The sequence below is a fragment of the Ramlibacter sp. genome, from assembly GCF_035548915.1.
Taxonomy (GTDB): Bacteria; Pseudomonadota; Gammaproteobacteria; order Burkholderiales; family Burkholderiaceae_C; genus Ramlibacter.
Window position 1 is genome coordinate 1 of the sequence record NZ_DASZSE010000045.1, and the last position, 18789, is coordinate 18789.

The window sequence follows — 18789 nt, forward strand, 5'->3', positions numbered from 1 at the left end:
ATCCAGGGCAACGGCACGGAGCTCAGGCGCAACGCCTACGACGGCAACGGCAACTTGCTTGCGCAGCGCGTGTACGCGAGCGACAGCAACAACCTGAAGTACTCGGTGTGGTACGACCAGGACGGCAACGGCTACGCCGACGTCGACGGCGCGGGCAACGTGCAAGGCTACGTGCTGCAGGACCCGAATCAGACGCTGAAGTACGCCTACACCTACGAGGCGGGTGAGAGCTATCGGGAGAAGACGGAAACCGGAACGCGCACGAGCGGAACCGGAACGGGAGGAGCGGGCACCACCACGAGCGTCTATGACGCCAACGGCTACCTCGTGGGCGTGAAGACCGACCAGCAGGCGAACGACCGCAAGATCGTGAACGACTCGACCGGCAAGGTGCTGTACGTGAACCAGAACGGGCATGTTCAACGCGAACTCATTGCGAACGGTGAAGTGCTGGGCCGCTACGGCGAAGTGGTGAACAGCCAGGAGCCGAAGGACAAGGACGGCAACCCGGTGTTCGAGAGCATCGCGGACTTCGCCTTCGGCTTCGACAGCGTGGCGGGCAACACCCCGGATACGCCGGATCGCACACACGTGGTGGGCGCAGGCGACACGCTCGAAGCACTGGCGCAGGCGTACTACGGGGACAGCCGCCTTTGGTATCGCATCGCCGATGCGAACGGCCTGAGCAGCAACGCGGATCTGAAGCCCGGAGCAGTGCTGAAGATTCCGGGAACGGAGGTCAACGCCAACAGCGCCACCACCTTCAAGCCCTACGACCCGAGCGCGGTGATCGGAGACAAGACGCCGGTGGTGCCGGTGCCCAAGCAGCATCACAGCTGGTTCGGTGACCTGCTCGCGATCGTGGTTGCGATCGTCGTGACCAGTTTCCTGGGCGCAGTCCCAGGCAATGTCGCATTGCAGGCCGTGGAGATGGCAGCGGGCAACCAGGAGCGCTTCAGCTGGAAGTCGGTGGCGATGTCCGCCGTCTCCGCCGGGGTGACGCAGGGGCTCGGCGGCGTCGACTTCACGGGAAGCGGGGTGCTGGACAGCGCCGGCAATGGGATCGCGCGCGCGGCGGTAGCGAACACCCTCACGCAGGGCGTCGGGGTGGCGACTGGCATGCAGAAGTCCTTCGATTGGAGTGGCCCCCTGGCTTCGGCGGTCGGCGCTGGTGTCGGACAAGCCGTCGGGCCGGCATTGGGTGCGACGTTCGGCGACTCGGCCGCCGGTCGCTTCGCCGCCGGTGTCGCAACGGGACTCGTCGCGGGTGCCGCGACCGCCGTGGCACATGGCGGCAAGGTGACTGTTCAGCAGATTGCGGTCGATGCGTTCGGACAAATGATCGGTTCGAGCCTGGCAAGCGTGCAGTTCTCGGGCGGATCGAGTTCGACCGCAGCGGCTCCCCAGCCTGGGGAACTCGGCAGCGGCACGTTCGACACGGCCGATGCCGACTCGTTGATGTTCGAGCGCTTCGGGGCGGACGCACCGAACGTCTCTGCGATGGGCGCACCGGCAGCGCCGGAGATGAGCCTGGAGCAGTTGCGCGCCGAGGAAATCGGCTATCGCAACCACTACGAGGTGCGAGCAGACGGCCGCAGCCTGTGGGGCATCGCGCAGTACATGGCCGGCGCAGGAGCGAGCAACGCGCAGGTCAACGCGATCAAGAACGGCCTGATCGCCGCCAACCCGGCACTGGCCGATCCGAACTCGGTTCCGGCGAACGGGTTCGTGAACACGGCTTTCTCGGGCGTGACGTTCGATTCAGCCGACGTTGCACGCATCTACGGTGCCGATGCGCGGTATCAGTCCGCCGCGGCGGAAACAGCGCGTCTGGCTGCACTGGCGGACGTGAACAACCCGGCTGGCTTCAGGAGCGCAAGCCCTGGCTATGCTGCCGCGCAAGCCTCGGGGCTGAGCTACGGAGGCTCGTGGGGGCTGCAAGACGAGGCGCCTTACGGCATGGCACTTGCCAGGGTGCAGGGCGAATGGAACGGTGGCGCGATTGGTGGGCGTGGAACCGCGGTCGACCCATCGTTCGTTAACTCCGAAACCGCCAGTGCTCAATTCACACACGCGCAGCCATCGGATCATGTAGGCCAGTGGTTGCAAGGCTTGAATGTGCCGGAAATTCCAGGAGTCGGTTGGCTCTCGCAGAGTCAAGCGACTTCTTCGGCGGCCTACTGGCAGTCAAGATTGGACAGCAGCAACGGCAACCCAATCTATGCCCTTGCTCAAGGGGCAGCGCAGCTATGGGCTGATCATGCGCAAGAAGTCGGCACCATCGCGCTCTCGATGCGAGGCGGAACGACCGCTTCGAGCCGGCTCGGTGCCGTTGAAGACTCTGCGACGCCGCTTGGGAGTGGTTGGTCAGTAATGTCACCACGTGGCTTGGGCTCTGCAACGGGTCCACTTCCGAAGGGCTACGTGACAGTTTCTCGGTGGGTAGGTACTGATGAAGCTGCTGCGTGGATCGAAAACGGCGGAACAGCAATTCCGGCTGGTATCGGCGCAGGCAATCGCGTCTATGTCACTGACTTCGCCTCGGCAAAACCTGGAGGTACAGGTCCGATCCGCATTGACTTTGCTGTGCCGCAGCAGGCACTAGGAAGCGGTGGCAAGACGGAGTGGCATCAAATTTTCCAGCCTGCCCAGAGGGTGCCTGTCTACAATGTGCGAATTCATGTGCCCGATGGCATCACGATTCCGAGGCAATAGATGAAGACTTCAATTCGCGTCTCGGCGCACGGCGGCATTGTCGTGCGAAAGGCTGCGTTGGCGGCAAAGGGAGTTACAGAAGCAAGCGTATTCTCGGCGATGGAGGCCGATCAACCCGAGGAGGCTAGCGACGATCTTCTTTCGTTTGGTCCTTCTTTTGGAGAAGAGGCTATGAATGAGTTTGTGCGACGATTGCAAGGACTCGGCCTGGAGTACGTTGACGATTTCTTCTGCATCCACACGGACATCCCCGAATGGTGCAGTTTGAGAGCCGAGCTGGCATAAGTGTTGGCGTCAATCGCAAAAAGGGGAGCCTGTCCTGAATTTTGTGTGAGGCATAGCATGACCGACCAGGAGCATTTATGCCAAGCAGAACGAAGCATAAGAACGCGGAGATCGCCGCGCGCAGCGCTGCGCATCCCCAAGAAGCTGATGGACCAGTCTGCGGCCCGATGACCGGCGAGGAGGTCAACGCCGCCACGCTGGCGTTGAAGAAAGCGCTGATCGAGCGCGTGATGGGTGCCGAGCTGAGCCACCACCTGGGCCAAGCGGACGCCGAGGCCGCCAACCACCGCAACGGCACGAGCGCCAAGACGGTGATCACTGGCGAAGGCCCGGTGCGCGTGGACATCCCGCGCGACCGCGCCGGCAGCTTTGCGCCGATCCTGATTCCCAAGCACGAGCGGCGCTTCACCGGCTTTGACGACAAGATCATCGCGATGTATGAAGTTGACCCCTTTTCACGGACACCTTACCGTTTCGAACGGAGGAGTCCGACATGCCCAAGTCCAAGCCGCCCTACCCGGCGGAGTTTCGTCAACAGCTCGTCGAATTGGCTGGTGCCGGCCGCACGCCAGCGGAACCTGTCACGCGAGTTCGGCGTCAGCGCGCAGAGCATCACCAACTGGATCGCACAGCACGCGCGTAACCGCGGCAAAGCGCTGCCCGGCAAAGAAGGCCTGAAATCGGCCGAGCGGGAGGAACTCGTGCGGCTGCGGCGCAAGCTGCGCCAAGTGGAGCAGGAGCGCGACATCCTGGTAAAGGCTACGGCCTGGTTCGCCGCCTGACACGACAAGACGTCCACGCCGTCTTCGAGCTCGTGAGCGCGATCCAGGCCGACTCCGCCAACAGGATGCCGCTGCGCACCATGTGCCGTGTGCTGCGCGTATCGGCCAGCGGCTACTACGACTGGCTGCATCGTCCGCCCAGTGCACGCGCGATCGCCAACGCGGTCTTGACTGAACAGATCCGGCGCGTGCACGCGGACTCCGACGAAACGTATGGCATGCCGCGCGTGTGTGAGCAGCTCCGCCACGAAGGCCAGTGCGCAAGCAGAAAGCGCGTGGCGCGTCTGATGCGGCGAGCGCGTATCAAAGGAGTCAGTCGCCGACGCGCCTTCGTGGTGACCACCGCGCGCAATGTTCGCGCGAAGCCAGCACCGGAACTGGTGAATCGTCAGTTCCGCGCCGCGGCTTCCAAAGAGCCAACTGTTCAAGTTCACTACTGAAACTGGCGGAACATCTATCGTGATTCGCAGGGGCCAATGATGACAAATGACGATCTCTATGACTACGCCGGCAAAGTGAACTCGCGCGCGGACTTCGTGCAGTTTGTGCAACACCTGAATGAGGATCGCCGAGCACACAACCCTGAGTGGGAAAACGGCACGCTCGACCAGTTCTTAAGCGGGCTCTCTGCATTCGCGAACGACATGGGAGGCTATTACAGGAACATGGGTGAGACTGTCGACATCGAACACATCACCTGGCGCATGGTTGCGCAGATGCTTCTGGCAGCCACCGTGTACGGCAATTAGTACGGTGTACGAAAGCTAGATTGATGTCCTAAGGATGGGAAATTGGGGTCGGATTCCAATTTCTGGATACCAAATCCTCGACACGTGGGCCGCGCCTGCCGTGTTCAAGGCGCAGCTGGGCTACACCACCGAGCGCCCTGGGCGAGGTGATCCTGGGGCGGCACGGAGGTCCGTCGTAACGCGTATGACGGCAACGGCAACCTGCTGTCGCAGCGCGTGTACGCGAGCGACAGCAACAACCTGAAGTACTCGGTGTGGTACGACCAGGACGGCAGCGGCTACGTCGACATCGATGGCGCGGGCAGTTCTGATCTTTCCCGGATCGACCAGCTAACCGAGACAAAAGTCTCCCCCGGGTTCATAGGCCCGACCGGGGGATTCGCGGCTATCCTCTTTCGCGCCGAATCCCGGCGATGAAGATTCAGAGGAAGAGAAGTTGAGGCCCTATATCAGAAGAATCGCCAGCGCGCTCACCGCTTGCGCGCTGCTTGCGCTCGGTGGTTGCGCCAGTTTCGAATTTACGAAACCTGCACAAGTGCAGCAGCGTCCGATCACATTGAAGAATGGCGGGGACGAACTGTCCGGTTGGACTGACTTGCCGATCGGTGTCTACCGGGTACCCGGTAGCCAAGTCGTGATCTCGGGTCACCAGAAGGGACAAGGCGCTTCGCTGCTGTTCGGGCTGGTCGGCGTTGCCGTGGCGCATGCAGCCAACGCCAGTGCCGGGGCTGAAGCCGTGAAGGCAGCCGAACAGAGTCTGCATATCAAGCTGGATGCGCCGTTGGAGCGATCCATCCGCGAAATCACCGCGTCCCCCGCCTACAGCTCCACATTCACCCTTTCGGAAAAGCCGGGACAGATGAAGCTGCTCGTGACGCCCGGGGTGATTCTTTCCTTCGTGACCGAGGACACCTTGCGGCCGTACGTGGTGCTCAAGGCGACGCTCATGGGCTCGGAGCCGAAGCCTGTGTGGACAGGGCGCTACATCGCTTCGACTGGCGCGCCCCGCGCACTCCTTGGCGACAGCGGCTGGCTCGAAAACGGCGCGGCCGATCTGCACAAGACCATTGAGATCGATTTGAGCGTGGCGATCCGGACGCTCGCAACCGACGTGACCAAGCCTTATGCCCGCAACGACCAGAACCTTGTGATGGTGGAGGGCAACCTTCCGTACCTGAAGCGTCGTGTGAGCGTCGTAGGGTATCCGCTGGCGGAGGACGACCAATACCTGACGTTCATTCCGAAGATAGGTGACGCGGCGGTGTTTGCCGGCGTGAACATCCTCGACAAGACCACGATCAAGTTTCATCCCGCGACGAAAGATGACGCTGTATTCAAGCTGATGGACTGATCCCAAGAAAAGACTCGGAATCGCGGGACCGCGACGGTCCGGCGATTCCGCACCGCACTCGGAACTGGCTCGCGCCGGTTTCGCTTCGGTGCTGGGAGGTCACTTCAGTACGGAGGTAGCGATTTTGGCGATTTTGGCGATTTGTTGCTACACTTGGCATATCGGGAATCAGCCATGCAAACAGCGTCCATCCAACGTCGCGCACCTCCAAGCCGCAAAGAGCCCGCTGCTGCCGTTGCCGCGCGTGCGTCCGCTCAAGAGCTGCAGGACGTCGTCGGCGGGCTCAGCGGTGCTATCAGCGCGCGTCTCGCAGCTGAACTCGCCAAGAAGGTCAAGGTGCCGGAAGAGAAGCTGCGCGACCTCTTTGAGACCACAGTTCCTCACGTGCTACAGGCTGAGTTCGAGAGCAATCTCCTGTCTCGTGGGCCAGTGTTCCGTGCCGCACGGGCCAAGCTCGCCCACCTACTTAGTACGGCTGAGCTGGCCGAGGCAGTCCCGGACGTCGCCCTGCCCGTCACTGCGGTAGGCGATGACGACCATCTCACAAGTGAGGAGGCTGCCGAATTGCTGCATGTCTCGCGCTCTCATGTGAATACGCTTGCCGATTCAGGTGCGTTTGGCGATGTCATTCGCACTCCCGGCAGACACCGAAGGCTCGCGCGCGCTCGCGTGCTTGCGTACAGGGAAAAGAGCAAGCAGAACCAAGCCAGAGGACTGGAAGCCATGATGGCAGCCAGTAAGAAGGCCGGCCTGTACGACCTCGAGCTCGAGGGCACCCGCCGTCGGCGCAAGGCGAAGTAAGTCATGCCGCCTAAAGCGCCCGCGACACCCGTCGCGGAGCCGATGCCTCGCGTCGTCCTCGTCGACGCCAACGTCTTCTTCGCTCCGCGCCTTCGGGACCTGTTCATGTTCCTGCATGCCGCGGAGCTCATTCATTTGCACTGGTCCGCTGAAATCGACCATAAGTGGGTGCGCAACGTCGTAGAGAACCACGGTGCCGAACCGCCCCGAGATCCGAGGAGGCTCCAGGGAACGGATTCCAATTTCTTTAACACGTCAACCGCGCCGCCCCTGGGCACCATCCCGCTGTTGCCCTCGCATCGCCGCCTCGACCGAAGCACGGCGCAACCTGTCGGTAAGCAAGTAAGCACAACCGCCTGCAAAACCCACAGCACGCGCGCGGCGCACACTAAACTCCCCCCCATGACCCGCCTCGACGCCGCCGACCAGCTCGCCGCGCTCATGCGCGTGCAGATCGCATCGCTCAGGCAGGCCGCGAATGCGAAGACCAGTGCGAAGGCCGGCGCCAAACCGAATTCCCCCGCGAAGTCCCCCCCCGCAACCGCATCCACGAAAACCAGCGCGGACATCGCCGCTCTCGCGGCCGAGCGCATCCGCGGCATCGCGCCCGACGATCCCGACCGAAAGCGCAAGGCCCTGCGCGCCTTCCTCGAATGCGTGCTGCGCGAAGAACTGGGCGCGGCCCTGGTGAGCGACCCGGCCTTCGGCCGCATGATGGATCACGTCCAGCGGCAGTTCGAATCCGACCCGGCACTCGCAAGCGCCGCGGCGCAGGCGGCCGACGCCCTGCTCGAAGCCGCACGCCGCTGATCAGTGCCGGCGCGGCCAGCTCGCCATGAGCTGCCTCGCCCTCTCCTGAAGCTCGGCCAGGACGACGGTGTCACCCGCCAGGATGGCCTTCATGAAACGCGCGACTTCGTTGCCGGGGTCCAGCTCGTCCGACCGCATCGCATGCACCGCCGCGGGCGCACGCTCGCCCATCGTCAGCAGCACCATCGAGAGCGCGCCGTGCGCATCGGCCTGCTCTTCGTACGCGAAGAGCGACGACTCGAAAGCACCGCGCGCAGCCGGCCAATCGCCGCGCACGATCGCCAGGATGCCGAGCGCCGTCCACGCGCGTGCCTGGTGCGGCTGCGTGCGCACGATTTCTTCGAAACCCGCACGGGCCGTTTCCAGTTCCTGATGCGTGAGCGCGATGCTGGCGCGAGTGAACAACGCCTCCAGCTGCCGCGGGTCCGACTGCAACGCGCGGTCCGCGAGGCGCGAGGCATCCGCCGGATAGCCAAGGTCGAAGGCAACGAGGCTCGCCACGCCGGTTCCCGCCGCGCCGAGTTGCGACGGCGTTCTCCCCTGCGCCCAGCGCCATGCCTCGTGGAGCCGGTCGAGTGCGTGCAGCGCGCGCAGCCACCCGGCGGCGATCGCCGTCGCATGCACGCCGGCGTCGCGTTCGCCACTGGTCCAGGGCCTCAGGATCTGCGCGGAGCGTTCGCAGTCACCCTCCAGCAAGGCGACGAACGCAAGATCGTGATCGATGCCCGCGACACCGGGGCACCGCTTCCGCAGCGCCTCGAGCAAGGCGCGCGCTTCGGCGAGCTGCCGCTGCGCGATCCTCACCGACGCCAGCCGGAAGGTCCATTCATCGGTGACGCCTTCCTCGGCGATGCCGGCCTGCACATATCGCTCGGCCTCGGCGATTTCGCCCGCCTCGAGCGCGGCCTGTGCCGCATCGGCGAGCAGCCGCGGGTTGCGCGGGTCCTGCGCCAGAAAATTCACAAGGCGCGCGAGCCGCGTCGCGGCATCGGGAGGGGTCGTCGTTTCCATTGTCTTTGCCTTCATTTTCCTAAGCCAGGACGTCGCAACTCATGCGATCGCGAAGCGCCTCGCGCAATCGCGCGAGCGCCTCTCTGTGGACCTGCGAGACGCGGCTTCTGCTCACCTCGAGGTGCGCCGCGATGCTTTCGAAGGATTGCTCCTGCAGGTAGTGCCGCTGGATCACGATGCGCTGCTGCGTCGTGAGCGTCGCGACAAGCTCGAGGACGCGCGCGCGCAGTTCGCGCAGCTCCACCCCGCGATAAAACGGGATGCTCTCCACCGGCTCTTCCTTCTGCTCGACCATGCGAGTGCCATCGAGAAGCCACGAGAGCGCGAACGCGAGGCCCGCCTGCGCCACGTACTGCAGCACCTGGTCCGTGGTGCGCTGCGCGGCAGTGGCGGGCTTCGCATCCCCTTCCCCTTCACCCCGGATCGACTCGGCCCGCTGCGCCTGCAAGCGCTGGTAGGCGGCGATCTGCTGCTGCTTCTCCGTGGCACGCTCCAGCCCGTCGACGATTGCCCCGTGCATGCGCCGATCGGCAAAGGCGCGAAAGGGCACGCCGGCATCCGGATCGAACCGGTCCATCGCTTCGATGAGCGCCATGCGCGCGAGCTGCAGATAGTCGTCGAAGTCGACCGAATCGTTGAAGCGCCGGCCAAAATACTTCGCCGCGATGAGCCGTGCGTGCGGCAGATGCATCCCCAGCAGGCGATTGCGCGCTTCGACGTCGCGCTGCCCGCGCCAGAGCTGCCACAGCGCGGCCTCTTCGTCGTCCGCCGCCGCGGGCCGGGGCGGCGCGTCGTCCGGGCGGATGTCGAGCGCGAGCACGGGGCCGCCTCCTAGTGGAACGAGCCCACCAGCGCCTTCAGCACCAGCGCCCAGCCGTCGACCAGCACGAACATCAGGATCTTGATCGGCAGGGCCACCGTGGTGGGCGGCATCATCATCATGCCGAGCGCCATGAGCACGCTCGAGACGATGAGGTCCACCAGCAGGAAGGGCAGGAAGATCACGAAGCCGATCTGGAAGGCCGCGCGCAGCTCCGACAGCATGAAGGCGGGGATCAGCTGCACGTTGCCGATGTCGCGAATCGTCTCGGGCTGCTTCGACTTCGACAGCTCCACCATCAGCGCGAGGTCCTGCTCGCGCGTCTGGCGCACCATGAAGTCGCGCAGCGGCCCCGCGCCTTTGTCGTAGGCGGCCTCCAGCGCGATGCGGCCCTCCATGAACGGCCGCACGGCCTGCTCGTTGAGCGACTGGAGCACCGGCGACATGGTGAAGAGCGTGAGAAAGAGGGCGAGCCCGATCAGCACCGAATTGGGCGGCGTCTCGGGCATGCCGATCGCATGGCGCAGCATCGACAGCACGATGATGCTGCGCAGGAACGACGTGACGCACACGAGCAGCGCCGGGACGATCGCAAGCAGCGTGAGACCGACGACGATACGGACGGCCTGTGAGGTCTCGGCGGACACCGGCGCGACGATCATGGCGCCGGACCTTCGATGCCGCGCGAGTCGACCACGGTCACCGAGTGCGCGGTGCACGCGAGCAGAAACTCCTTGCCGTTCCATTGCACGACCTGCAGGTTCGCCTGCGGCGTGAGCTGCCGCGCGGCGACCACGCGAGGCGCGGGCGACCGGGCATCGCCCGCGACCGGCACGCGCCAGGGCAGCTTGCCGGATTTCAGCGCGCGCACGAAAGCGAACGCGGCGAATGCGAACAGCATCAAAGCGATCCAGACGCCGTAGCCCGGGCTGGACGGGAAGGCGTCGTCCCGGCGCAAGGGCAGATCGGCGGGCATGCCGGGCGCCGCCGCGACGCTCGATGCGGAAACGGGCGATCCCGATGCGGACGACGCAGGTGCCGACGTGGCAGATGCCGGCGACATCGCAGCGCTCGATGCGGAAGTGCGCGCCGCCGCGGATTGGAGCTCGGTCGCGTTCATGGCTTCAAGGGCAGGGGCAGTTCGGTGATGCGCAGCGCGAAGCGGCCGTCCATCGCCACGAGTTCCCCGCGCGCGACGACCTGGCCTTCGAGCATCAGATCCACCGCCTCGTCGATCGTGCGATCGAGCACCAGGACTTCGTGTTCCTTCGCGGCCATGAGTTCGCCCACGGTGAGTTCGACTTCACCCACGCGCACCTGCAGCCGGGCGCGCACCGCATGCAGGGGATTGGACGTCACGGCGAGCGCGGCGCCCTCGACGGGCCGGCCCGGTTCGCCGTGGACTTCGGTGAGGCTGATCACCTGCGCGGTGGGCGGATTGCCCGCGGGCAGGATGCGGATGGAAGCGGTGTCCTGGTTCATGCGTTGCTTTCCTGTGTCGGCCGTGTGCGGGAATGTTCGGAATGAGGCGCCAGTTCGATGGCCTTGGCAAGGCCCCGGCGGCCAAGGAAGGCGTCGCACACGCGCGAGTCGCCCACGAGCACTTGCAGCGGCGCATCGAGCGCGTGCGGCAGCGAAATGACGTCGCCGACACGAAGGCCGGCCAAGGTGCCGAGTTCGAGCTCGCAGGACGCAAGCCGAACCGCTGCGGTCACCTTGTGCGATGCGCAGGCCCGCGGCACTTCGACGAGCGATCCATGGCGCTTCGGCGCGAGGGCTTCGGCGTTCGGCACGATGAGCCGCTCGACCAGCGGCGCGGCCATCAGCAGTCGCGCGGCGATCCGGTCCGCGCCATGCAGCGTGACAACCACCGCGCCCGACCAGCGCCGGAAGATGAGCGGCGCGGGCGGCGCACCCACGCCCGAATCCACGCCCGAGTCCACGCCCGAGTCCACGCCCGAGTCCACGCCAGCGGCGGCGCGCAATTCGGCGACGAGCGCATCGCGCGCGCGCAGGCACAGGGCATTCGCCACGGGCGATGCGGCCGCGGCATCCGCTCCACCCCTCGGTTCGTTCAGCAGCAGTGCGAACCATGCCTCGGCCGTCGACAGCCACGCGTCGCCGCCCATCGGCGACCAGGACTGCGAAGGTGCCTGCGGGCCATCCCACGCGTGCGCACAGGTCGCGATGGCGGAGCTCGCTTCGCGCGCGGCAAGCCACTCGCGAGCCCACGCGGCCCACGCCGCGTCGATGCGCGCGGCGATCTGCGCAAGCTGCGCGCGGCTCCACCACCGAAGCGGCGTCGCTAAGCGTCCTGCGGCGAATGCGGTCCGGTCCATGCGAGCTTGCGTCCTCACTTGTTCTTCATCGTGAAGAGTTCCTGCAGCATCTCGTTGGCCGTGGAAATCACCTGTGACGAAGCCTGGTAGCCGCGCTGCATGATGACGAGATCGCTGAACTCCTGAGACAGGTCCACGTTCGACAGCTCCACCATGCCGGAGCGCACTTTCCCGAAGCCGTTGCCCCCGGCGACGCCGACGTGCCACGCAAGGCTGTTGGTGTTGTCGAAAGCGTTGCCGCCCACCGACTTCACGGCATCCAGACTGTCGAAGCGGCCGAGCGCGAGCTGCGAGCCTTTTTCCGTCTGGCCGTTGGCGTACGACATGACGAGCGTGCCCGTATCGTCGAAGCTCACGCCCGTGAGCGCGCCGGGCGCATAGCCGTCCTGCGATCGGAATGCGAGCGTGGAAAGATCCTGGGAATCGAACGACGTGACATCCGCGCTGAAGTCGAGCGTCAGCGGCACGTCCGCAAGGCCGGCGGGCTTGTAGGTGACGGAGACCTTCGACTGGGCCGGGTCCGGCATGCCGTCGACGAAGGCGATTTCTCCGGCTGCGAAGCTGGCCGAGCCGTCCAGCAGTTCCACCGTCCAGTGGCCGGGGTCGGTCGTGCTCGCGGTGAGCTTCACCGACAGGTCGTGCGTGCCGCCGACGCTGTCGATCACCGTCACGCCCTGCACGGTCTGGCTGGCCGACGTGCTCGGCAGGTTGCCGCTGAAGGTGACCGTCGTGGTCGCCTTGCCCTCGAGCGTGCCTTCGCCTTTGATGCTGATTTCGCCCATCACGCCGTTCGCATCCATGCCCATCACCTTGCTGCCGTCGGCGCGGTTCACGAGCACGCCGTCGGCGTTGAACATGAACTGCCCCGCTCGGGTGTAGTGGATATTGCCGTCGGCGTCCTTCAGTGTGAAGAGGCCCTGGCCGTCGAGCGCGAGGTCGAGCGTGTTGCCGGTCTGGCGCAGCTCGCCCTGCTTGAAGTCGAGCGACGTGCCCCCCGTGTCGAGGCCGTAGCCCACCTGCATCAGTCCCGAGCCGGTGCCGGGCGAGCTGGTGCTGTAGAACAGGTCCGCGAACTGCAATGTCGAAGCCTTGAACCCGGGGGTGTCGATGTTGGCGGTGTTGTTGGCGATGACGCGCAGGCCCTTGGAAAAGCCCTGCAGGCCGGTCATGCCCACGAGGATGGAGTCGATCATGGCGTGTATTCCTTGTGTCTTGTCAGCGAACGCTGGAGATCTGGTCGAGCGTGACGCCGGCAAGCGCCGCGCCCGAGGAGGTGGTGACGGTGAGCGAGGGCGAATCCCCGGCGAGCGACAGCGCAGTGACCGTGCCGGTGAGCGAGCCCGCCGAGGTGGCGAGATCCACGGTTCGCCCGAGGAGGCCCACCGACTGCAGCGCCGCCTGGTTGGCCACGAGCAGCGACATCTTGTCGTTCACCTGCTGGCTCTGTTCGAGCGCGGTGAACTGTGCCACCTGCGCCATGAACTGCTCGTTGTCCATGGGCTTCAGCGGGTCCTGGTAGGTGAGCTGCGTGAGCAGGATCTTCAGGAAGTCCTCCATTCCCATGGGGTTCGCCTGCAGCGGCGAGGCGGTCGGACTCACGGTGCCGATGGACATGTGTTCTCCTTGTCGAAAGATGCGGCGCCGCCCGGATCGAGCGGCTCACCGTTGCAATGGAATGCGAGCACGCGCAGGCCCTGCGCGGCCATGAAGCGATGCACCTGGGTCGCGATGGCCGCGGCCTGCGGAAGACGGGCCGCATCGAGCGCGAGCCAGAGCCGCACGCCTTCGCTGGACCAGTCCGCGTGCAGGCGCACGGGTGGCTGTGGCGCAGTGCGCGGGTCGGTGCGCGCATCGATGCGGCGGCCGCTGCGCGCGGGATTCGCCTCGGCCGACTCGCACGTTTGCGCGCGTGCGGACGCGGATGCGGGCGCGCCACGGCCTTGCTGCGGTGCCGCTCCGGTGGCCGAGCCGTTGGCCGTCGTGAGCAGCGCGATGGAATCCCGTGCGCCTTCGGACGCCCCGAAGGGAAGAGCTGCGCTTGCGAATTGCCCCGGCTCGCACGAGACCGTGTGCGATTCTTCGATCGCCGCTTCGCCGCTCGGAAGCGGCACTGCCGCGACGGTCACGTGAGCCGGCGCGAACGATTCGAGCAAGGTCGAAAGCGGCGACGCGATGCGATGCAACGGCATCGCATTCGCCGCCGGGCCGTCGGCATGCTCCGGTGCCGCCGGTGTCACCGGTGCCGTCGCCATCGTCTGCAGAGGCAACGCGGGCGGCTCCACGCCCAAGCCCATCGGCGGCAACAGCTGCCAGCCCGTCGCGCCTGAAACGCCCTGCGACAGCCAGCCCGCCAGCTGGGCGCGCTGCATCGCGCGTTGCCATGCTTGGCCCTGCGGGTCGTGGAAGGGCCCGGTGTGGCCCACGCGTGGCGCGGCAGGCGACATGGGCAGCGGCGGCAAGCCATCGAAGTTCATGCGGCCGCCTTTCGCAGGCGCACCATCGACCATTGATCGTCCGCCTGCGCTGCCTGCCTGCTGTTCTGTTCGATGCGAAAAGCGGCGAGCGCTTCGTCGCGCTGGCGCACGAGGACTTCGAGTCTGCGCTGGCGGCACGTGACGTCCTCGCGTGCCGTGGCGAGTTCCCGTGCGATGCGAATCTTCTCCATGCGAGCCGCGTCGAGCCGCGCTTGCGCCTGCACGAGGAACGCCAGAAAGCGCGCATGAAGCGACGGGTCGCCGCGGTTGCGCCACGCCTCGGCCGCGCGCGCGGACTGCGACCGCACTTCCTGCGCGGCCTCTTCCTCTTGCGATTCGCACTCGGCAACTCGCGCGCGCAACGCCGCCGCGCGCACGAGGGCGGCGTCGAGCTCCCACTCGCGCTGCCGGCGCACCGCCGCGAGCGGATCGGCGAAGCCACGCAGGTCAGTGGACGCCATGATTCCCCCGATGGGCCGCGGCCGCGAAGATTTCCCGCAGCGCCGCGAGCGACCGCGGCGCGGCCACGCCGCCTTCGCGCTGGCACAGCCATTCGCGCAGCAGCGGCTGATAGGCCAGCGCGCGGTCGAGTTCGGGATTGCCGCCCTTTTCGTAGGCGCCGATGTCGACGATCTGCCGGTTGCGCTCCAGCAGCGCGAGCTGCCGCACCGCTTCGGCCGCCAGCGCGCGGTGCGCCGCATCGGTGATGTCGGGCATCACGCGGCTCGCACTTTGCAGCACGTCGACGGCGGGGTAGTGTCCCGTCTGCGCGAGCTGCCGCGACAGCACGATGTGGCCGTCCAGGATCGCGCGCATGTTGTCGGAGACAGGTTCGTTGAAGTCGTCGCCTTCCACGAGCACCGTCATGAGCGCGGTGATCGAGCCGCCGCCGGGCGCGGTGCCGCAGCGTTCGCAAAGCGCGGGCAGCTCGGCGAACACCGAAGGCGTGTAGCCGCGCGCGGTCGGCGGCTCGCCGGCGGCGAGTCCGACTTCGCGCCGCGCCATCGCGAAGCGCGTGACCGAATCCATCGTGAGCAGAACCTGCAGGCCCGCGTCGCGAAAGTGTTCGGCGATCGCGAGCGCCGCGTAGGCCGCGCGCAGCCGCGCGAGCGCCGGCTGGTCGGATGCGGCCGTGACCACCACCGAGCGGGCGAGGCCCGCGGGGCCGAGCTGGCGGTCCACGAACTCGCGCACTTCGCGGCCGCGCTCACCGATGAGCGCGATCACGTTCACGTCGGCCTTCACGTGGCGCGCGATCATGCCAAGGAGCGTGCTCTTGCCCACGCCGCTGCCCGCGAAGATGCCCACGCGCTGACCTTGCCCGAGCGTGAGCAGCGTGTCGATGGCGCGGATGCCGGTCTCCAGCGGGCGTTGGATGCGCGGGCGCTGCATCGGGTTGATCGGCTGCGCGCGCAGCGGCCGCGTCGCGGGCGTCTTTGGTTTGGGCAAGCCATCGAGCGGCATGCCGAAGGCATCGATCACGCGGCCGAGCAGTTCGGTGCCGATACCGATCTCCGGCCGCGCACCCGCGCTTTCCACTTCGCAGCCGGCCCGCAAGCCTTCGATGGAGCCGTACAGCAGCAGCGTGGCGCGTTCGCCGTGGACGGCGACGACTTCGCCCTGCACGGCTTCGTCCGCGCCGACCGGGGCGCAACGGCGTATCGTGCAGAGGTCGCCCACGTGCGCATCGATGCCTTCGGCCTCGATGCCCAGACCGCCCACGCGCACGATGCGGCCGCTCGCGCGGACCAGCGTCGCGGCGCGAACGGCGGCGCGGTAGGGGGACAGGTTCATGGCTGCTCTCCACCGCGTGCGGGGTCGCATCGCGCCTGCACAAGTGCATCGCGCAATCGGGCGAGCTGCGTTTCGGCGCGGGCGTCCAGCCTGCCTCGTTCGGTGTGCACGACGCATCCCGCTGCCACCGACTCATCGGCGACCCAGCATGCGTCGACCAGTGAATCGAATTGCGTGCGCACGTGTTCGAGTTCGCCGGGATGCACGTGCACGCGAAGCGGCCCCAACGGCTGCCGCTCGGCGATGAGGCGGCGAAGGACCCTTGCCGTGAGTTCGCGCGTGACCGCGGGCGAGGCGACGATGCGGCTCACGGATTCGAGGACCAGCGAGACCATGTCGTCCTCGGCGGCCGCGAGCGCTTCGGCGGCTTGCGCATTGAGACGCGCGGCTTCCCGTTCGATCTGCTGCATGCGCTCGCGCAGCTTGCGCGCGGCATCGGCTTCGAGCTGTTCGCGAAGTGTCTGCAGGCGCTGCGTCTCGCGCGCGGCTTCTTCACGCGACTCGCGCAGGCCCTCCTCGCGTCCTTCGGTGCGGCCCTGCTCGAATCCCGCGCGGCGGTCCTCCTCGACCTGGGCGTCGTGCGCGAGGCGCGCTTGCTCGCGCTGCTGGTTCATCGTGGCCTCGCAACGGCGCAAACCCTCCCGCAGGCCTTCTTCATAAGCGTCGGCGTCACCGCGCGCGGCCGGCGCCCCGCGATGGGGACGCGCCAGCGTGTGGGGACGCTCCTGCACCACGACGTTGCGCAACACGGGCGGCACGGATGTCGTCATCGCGTCGCGCCTTTCAGCCAGGATTTCAGCCAGGATTTCAGCCGGTCGACGGGATTGCGACGCACGGGCGTTGCCTCGAGGCCCGCGAGCCGGCTGCGAAGCGCTTCGATCAAGGCGGCCGCGCGGGCCGTTCGCGGCTGGGAACGGACGTGTCGCGCTTCTGGCATCGGCACCTGCACGCGGCGTCGATCGAGCAACGCGAGCACGCGGTCGCGGCACGGCGCCGACATCAGGCCGAGCACTTCGGCGACCAGGGACGCGGGCTCCTGAAGGAGCACATTCGCAAGCGCGCACGGATCGGCATCGTCCGGATGCCACGCGCGTGCGGAATGCCGCGCCGGTTCCGTGCACGCGAGCCCGTGCCCGGCCATCGCGGCGTCGCGCGGCAGCCCGAGCGCGTCGAGCTCCGCGAGCAGCGCCCGCACGAGCGAGCGCTGCGGCGGCACGAGCTGCGCGATGAGCCACTCGCGGTCGCTCGCGTGCGCGCCATGCAACGCCAAAGCCGCGCGGCGCGCCTCGGTATCGCCGAGCGAAGGCAGGGGGAAGGCCACGCTCACGGCTTCATCTCCATCGCACCCGTTGCACTCGTTGCACCCGTTGCACTCGTCACATCCATCGCATCCATCGCATGCGCACCGGCCACGGCCGGCAGGCGCGTGTCGCTCCCTCGCCCCTGGTCGAGCCAGAGCCTCACCTGCGCAAGCAGCGCCTGGCGCTCGGCGTCCGACAGCGGGCGCTGCGCCAGCCGCGAGGAATGCGACCGCGTCATGCGCCAGGCCGCGAGCACGAGCACGAGCGCGAGGAGTGCCGCACCGGCCAGCGCGGCCATGGGCATGACGCCGTCCGCATCCGCCGAGACGGGCGACGCCGCCGTCTTCGGCGTGGCCGGCGAAGCAAGCGGCGGCGCTTGCACGGCCTGCGGCGTAGCCGAGAACGCGGCCAGACTCTGCACGACGATCGTGTCGCCCCGCTCCGCGACGCCCCCCACGGCGGCGGCCACCAACGCGCGCGCCTGTTCGAGCTGTTGCGCATCGAGCTGCGTCCGCACGACCGCCGCGACGTTCAGCCGCCGCACGGCGCCGGGCTGCGTCACGACCTGTTCGACGCGGCGGCCCACCTGGTATTCCACTTCGCGCTGGCCGCCACCCGTGCGCCCACCGCCGTCCTGCGCAGCCGCGAGCGGCGCAGCGGCATCGCGGATCGATTCGCGCTCACGCACGATCACGCCCGTGCGCGGCTGGCCGGCGGCAGCAGGCGCGCCGATCACGTCCTCCGTGGTCACGCGGACCTGGTCCATGTTCAGCGTGACGTCGACCGTGGCCATGGCCTGGCTCGCGCCGAAAGCGCGCTCCAGCACGTCGGTCGCCTTGCGCGCGAGCAGCCGTTCCATGTCGCGCTTCAGATCGAGGCGGCCGCCCGACGGCTCGGGTTCGCCGTCAGTGGATGCAGCGCGCGTGAGCGCCACGCCCTGCTCGTCGACGAGCGTCACGTCCTGCGCGGCGATGCCGGGCACGGCGCCCGCCACGAGCCGCTGGATGCCGCTCACCTGGTCCGCGCGCAGCGCGGCGCCGGGCTTCAGGCTCAGCGTGATCGACGCCTTCGGCTTGCTGTTCGCCCGCTTGAACAGGCCCTCTTCCGGCAGCGCGAGGTGCACGCGCGCGTCCTTCACCTCCGCGAGCGACAGGATCGTGCGCGTGATCTCGCCTTGCAGCGCGCGCTGGTAGTTCACCTTCTGCGCGAACTCCGTCATGCCGAAGTCACCGGTGTTGAAGAGCTCGAAGCCGGCGGCGCCGTGCAGCGGCATGTCCTTGCCCATCAGCTTCATGCGCGTGGCGTGGACGACGCTCGCATCGACGAGGATCGTGCCGCCGTCGTCGCTCACCCGGTAGGCGACTTTCTGCCGGTCGAGCTCGGCGGCCATCGCCGCCGCGTCCTGCGGCTTCAGGTCGGCGAACAGCACCTGATAGTCGGGCCGCAGGAGCCACACGGCGATCGCGGCCATGACGAGCACGATCGCGGCCGTGCCCGCGATAAACCCGGCGCGGGCACGCGGCGAGAGCGAGGCGATGAATTCCTTGAACATGTGCG

The 18789-nt window shown here is 67.1% G+C and carries 21 protein-coding genes and 2 pseudogenes; 9 read left to right on the forward strand and 14 right to left on the reverse strand.

Going from position 1 to position 18789, the window contains the following annotated elements:
* The 9 genes and pseudogenes from VHA82_RS19995 to VHA82_RS20035 all read left to right on the forward strand — a co-directional run.
* A partial coding sequence (locus VHA82_RS19995) for a LysM domain-containing protein (protein ID WP_325546926.1) occupies window positions 1-2715 on the forward strand: 2715 nt, incomplete at its 5' end.
* A complete protein-coding gene (locus VHA82_RS20000; RefSeq protein ID WP_325546927.1) occupies window positions 2716-3000 on the forward strand; it encodes a hypothetical protein in 285 nt (94 codons plus the stop codon).
* A 77-nt stretch (window positions 3001-3077) separates the two neighbouring features.
* Window positions 3078-3440, forward strand: a pseudogene (locus VHA82_RS20005) (transposase); the annotation flags it as partial.
* Window positions 3441-3493: 53 nt separating this feature from the next.
* Window positions 3494-4198, forward strand: a pseudogene (locus VHA82_RS20010) (IS3 family transposase); the annotation flags it as partial.
* A gap of 63 nt (window positions 4199-4261) precedes the next feature.
* The gene (locus VHA82_RS20015; protein WP_325546928.1) at window positions 4262-4531 is read left to right on the forward strand and encodes a DUF7660 family protein; all 270 of its coding nucleotides are present in this window, start codon (window positions 4262-4264) and stop codon (window positions 4529-4531) included.
* Between the two features lie 216 nt (window positions 4532-4747).
* Window positions 4748-4948 (forward strand): hypothetical protein, encoded by a 201-nt coding sequence (locus VHA82_RS20020; RefSeq protein ID WP_325546929.1) that lies wholly within the window; start codon window positions 4748-4750, stop codon window positions 4946-4948.
* A 19-nt stretch (window positions 4949-4967) separates the two neighbouring features.
* Window positions 4968-5882 (forward strand): hypothetical protein, encoded by a 915-nt coding sequence (locus VHA82_RS20025; RefSeq protein WP_325546930.1) that lies wholly within the window; start codon window positions 4968-4970, stop codon window positions 5880-5882.
* A gap of 174 nt (window positions 5883-6056) precedes the next feature.
* Window positions 6057-6683, forward strand: a complete 627-nt coding sequence (locus VHA82_RS20030; protein ID WP_325546931.1) for a helix-turn-helix domain-containing protein — start codon at window positions 6057-6059, stop codon at window positions 6681-6683.
* A gap of 3 nt (window positions 6684-6686) precedes the next feature.
* Window positions 6687-7493, forward strand: a complete 807-nt coding sequence (locus VHA82_RS20035; RefSeq protein WP_325546932.1) for a hypothetical protein — start codon at window positions 6687-6689, stop codon at window positions 7491-7493.
* On the opposite strand, the gene VHA82_RS20040 is transcribed toward VHA82_RS20035, so the two are convergent.
* The 14 genes from VHA82_RS20040 to fliF are packed head-to-tail and all read right to left on the reverse strand — an operon-like array spanning window position 7494 to window position 18784.
* The gene (locus tag VHA82_RS20040; RefSeq protein ID WP_325546933.1) at window positions 7494-8504 is read right to left on the reverse strand and encodes a tetratricopeptide repeat protein; all 1011 of its coding nucleotides are present in this window, start codon (window positions 8502-8504) and stop codon (window positions 7494-7496) included.
* Window positions 8505-8523: 19 nt separating this feature from the next.
* Window positions 8524-9324, reverse strand: a complete 801-nt coding sequence (locus tag VHA82_RS20045) for a sigma-70 family RNA polymerase sigma factor (RefSeq protein WP_325546934.1) — start codon at window positions 9322-9324, stop codon at window positions 8524-8526.
* Between the two features lie 11 nt (window positions 9325-9335).
* Window positions 9336-9986: a flagellar type III secretion system pore protein FliP gene (fliP, locus tag VHA82_RS20050; RefSeq protein ID WP_325546935.1), complete on the reverse strand. Its 651-nt coding sequence runs from the start codon at window positions 9984-9986 to the stop codon at window positions 9336-9338.
* Complete coding sequence (locus VHA82_RS20055; RefSeq protein WP_325546936.1) at window positions 9983-10387, reverse strand: flagellar biosynthetic protein FliO; 405 nt, start codon at window positions 10385-10387, stop codon at window positions 9983-9985. Before VHA82_RS20055 ends, fliP begins: the two co-directional genes overlap by 4 nt.
* A 53-nt stretch (window positions 10388-10440) precedes the next feature.
* Window positions 10441-10806 (reverse strand): FliM/FliN family flagellar motor switch protein, encoded by a 366-nt coding sequence (locus VHA82_RS20060; protein ID WP_325546937.1) that lies wholly within the window; start codon window positions 10804-10806, stop codon window positions 10441-10443.
* Window positions 10803-11663: a FliM/FliN family flagellar motor C-terminal domain-containing protein gene (locus VHA82_RS20065; protein WP_325546938.1), complete on the reverse strand. Its 861-nt coding sequence runs from the start codon at window positions 11661-11663 to the stop codon at window positions 10803-10805. The genes VHA82_RS20060 and VHA82_RS20065 overlap by 4 nt, the downstream gene beginning before the upstream one ends.
* Before the next feature lie 14 nt (window positions 11664-11677).
* On the reverse strand, window positions 11678-12856 hold the full coding sequence (locus VHA82_RS20070) for a flagellar hook-basal body complex protein (protein WP_325546939.1): 1179 nt from the start codon (window positions 12854-12856) through the stop codon (window positions 11678-11680).
* A 22-nt stretch (window positions 12857-12878) separates the two neighbouring features.
* The gene (locus VHA82_RS20075) at window positions 12879-13277 is read right to left on the reverse strand and encodes a flagellar hook assembly protein FlgD (RefSeq protein WP_325546940.1); all 399 of its coding nucleotides are present in this window, start codon (window positions 13275-13277) and stop codon (window positions 12879-12881) included.
* A complete protein-coding gene (locus VHA82_RS20080) occupies window positions 13259-14137 on the reverse strand; it encodes a hypothetical protein (protein WP_325546941.1) in 879 nt (292 codons plus the stop codon). Before VHA82_RS20080 ends, VHA82_RS20075 begins: the two co-directional genes overlap by 19 nt.
* The gene (locus tag VHA82_RS20085; protein WP_325546942.1) at window positions 14134-14598 is read right to left on the reverse strand and encodes a hypothetical protein; all 465 of its coding nucleotides are present in this window, start codon (window positions 14596-14598) and stop codon (window positions 14134-14136) included. Before VHA82_RS20085 ends, VHA82_RS20080 begins: the two co-directional genes overlap by 4 nt.
* Complete coding sequence (locus VHA82_RS20090; protein WP_325546943.1) at window positions 14585-15931, reverse strand: FliI/YscN family ATPase; 1347 nt, start codon at window positions 15929-15931, stop codon at window positions 14585-14587. The genes VHA82_RS20085 and VHA82_RS20090 overlap by 14 nt, the downstream gene beginning before the upstream one ends.
* The gene (locus VHA82_RS20095; protein ID WP_325546944.1) at window positions 15928-16701 is read right to left on the reverse strand and encodes a FliH/SctL family protein; all 774 of its coding nucleotides are present in this window, start codon (window positions 16699-16701) and stop codon (window positions 15928-15930) included. Before VHA82_RS20095 ends, VHA82_RS20090 begins: the two co-directional genes overlap by 4 nt.
* On the reverse strand, window positions 16698-17258 hold the full coding sequence (locus VHA82_RS20100) for a hypothetical protein (protein ID WP_325546945.1): 561 nt from the start codon (window positions 17256-17258) through the stop codon (window positions 16698-16700). Before VHA82_RS20100 ends, VHA82_RS20095 begins: the two co-directional genes overlap by 4 nt.
* Complete coding sequence (gene fliF, locus VHA82_RS20105; RefSeq protein WP_325546946.1) at window positions 17255-18784, reverse strand: flagellar basal-body MS-ring/collar protein FliF; 1530 nt, start codon at window positions 18782-18784, stop codon at window positions 17255-17257. Before fliF ends, VHA82_RS20100 begins: the two co-directional genes overlap by 4 nt.
* Window positions 18785-18789 lie beyond the last annotated feature (5 nt).

Excerpts from the sequence above, each read along its gene's own strand:
- VHA82_RS20035 (WP_325546932.1), top strand. The coding sequence starts at position 6,687 with ATGCCGCCTAAAGCGCCCGCGACACCCGTCGCGGAGCCGATGCCTCGC.
- VHA82_RS20070 (WP_325546939.1), bottom strand. The coding sequence starts at position 12,856 with ATGATCGACTCCATCCTCGTGGGCATGACCGGCCTGCAGGGCTTTTCC.
- VHA82_RS20000 (WP_325546927.1), top strand. The coding sequence starts at position 2,716 with ATGAAGACTTCAATTCGCGTCTCGGCGCACGGCGGCATTGTCGTGCGA.
- VHA82_RS20030 (WP_325546931.1), top strand. The coding sequence starts at position 6,057 with ATGCAAACAGCGTCCATCCAACGTCGCGCACCTCCAAGCCGCAAAGAG.
- VHA82_RS20015 (WP_325546928.1), top strand. The coding sequence starts at position 4,262 with ATGACAAATGACGATCTCTATGACTACGCCGGCAAAGTGAACTCGCGC.
- VHA82_RS20095 (WP_325546944.1), bottom strand. The coding sequence starts at position 16,701 with ATGACGACATCCGTGCCGCCCGTGTTGCGCAACGTCGTGGTGCAGGAG.
- VHA82_RS20090 (WP_325546943.1), bottom strand. The coding sequence starts at position 15,931 with ATGAACCTGTCCCCCTACCGCGCCGCCGTTCGCGCCGCGACGCTGGTC.
- VHA82_RS20065 (WP_325546938.1), bottom strand. The coding sequence starts at position 11,663 with ATGGACCGGACCGCATTCGCCGCAGGACGCTTAGCGACGCCGCTTCGG.
- VHA82_RS20040 (WP_325546933.1), bottom strand. The coding sequence starts at position 8,504 with ATGGAAACGACGACCCCTCCCGATGCCGCGACGCGGCTCGCGCGCCTT.
- VHA82_RS20055 (WP_325546936.1), bottom strand. The coding sequence starts at position 10,387 with ATGTCGCCGGCATCTGCCACGTCGGCACCTGCGTCGTCCGCATCGGGA.
- fliP (WP_325546935.1), bottom strand. The coding sequence starts at position 9,986 with ATGATCGTCGCGCCGGTGTCCGCCGAGACCTCACAGGCCGTCCGTATC.
- fliF (WP_325546946.1), bottom strand. The coding sequence starts at position 18,784 with ATGTTCAAGGAATTCATCGCCTCGCTCTCGCCGCGTGCCCGCGCCGGG.
- VHA82_RS20075 (WP_325546940.1), bottom strand. The coding sequence starts at position 13,277 with ATGTCCATCGGCACCGTGAGTCCGACCGCCTCGCCGCTGCAGGCGAAC.
- VHA82_RS20080 (WP_325546941.1), bottom strand. The coding sequence starts at position 14,137 with ATGAACTTCGATGGCTTGCCGCCGCTGCCCATGTCGCCTGCCGCGCCA.
- VHA82_RS20060 (WP_325546937.1), bottom strand. The coding sequence starts at position 10,806 with ATGAACCAGGACACCGCTTCCATCCGCATCCTGCCCGCGGGCAATCCG.
- VHA82_RS20085 (WP_325546942.1), bottom strand. The coding sequence starts at position 14,598 with ATGGCGTCCACTGACCTGCGTGGCTTCGCCGATCCGCTCGCGGCGGTG.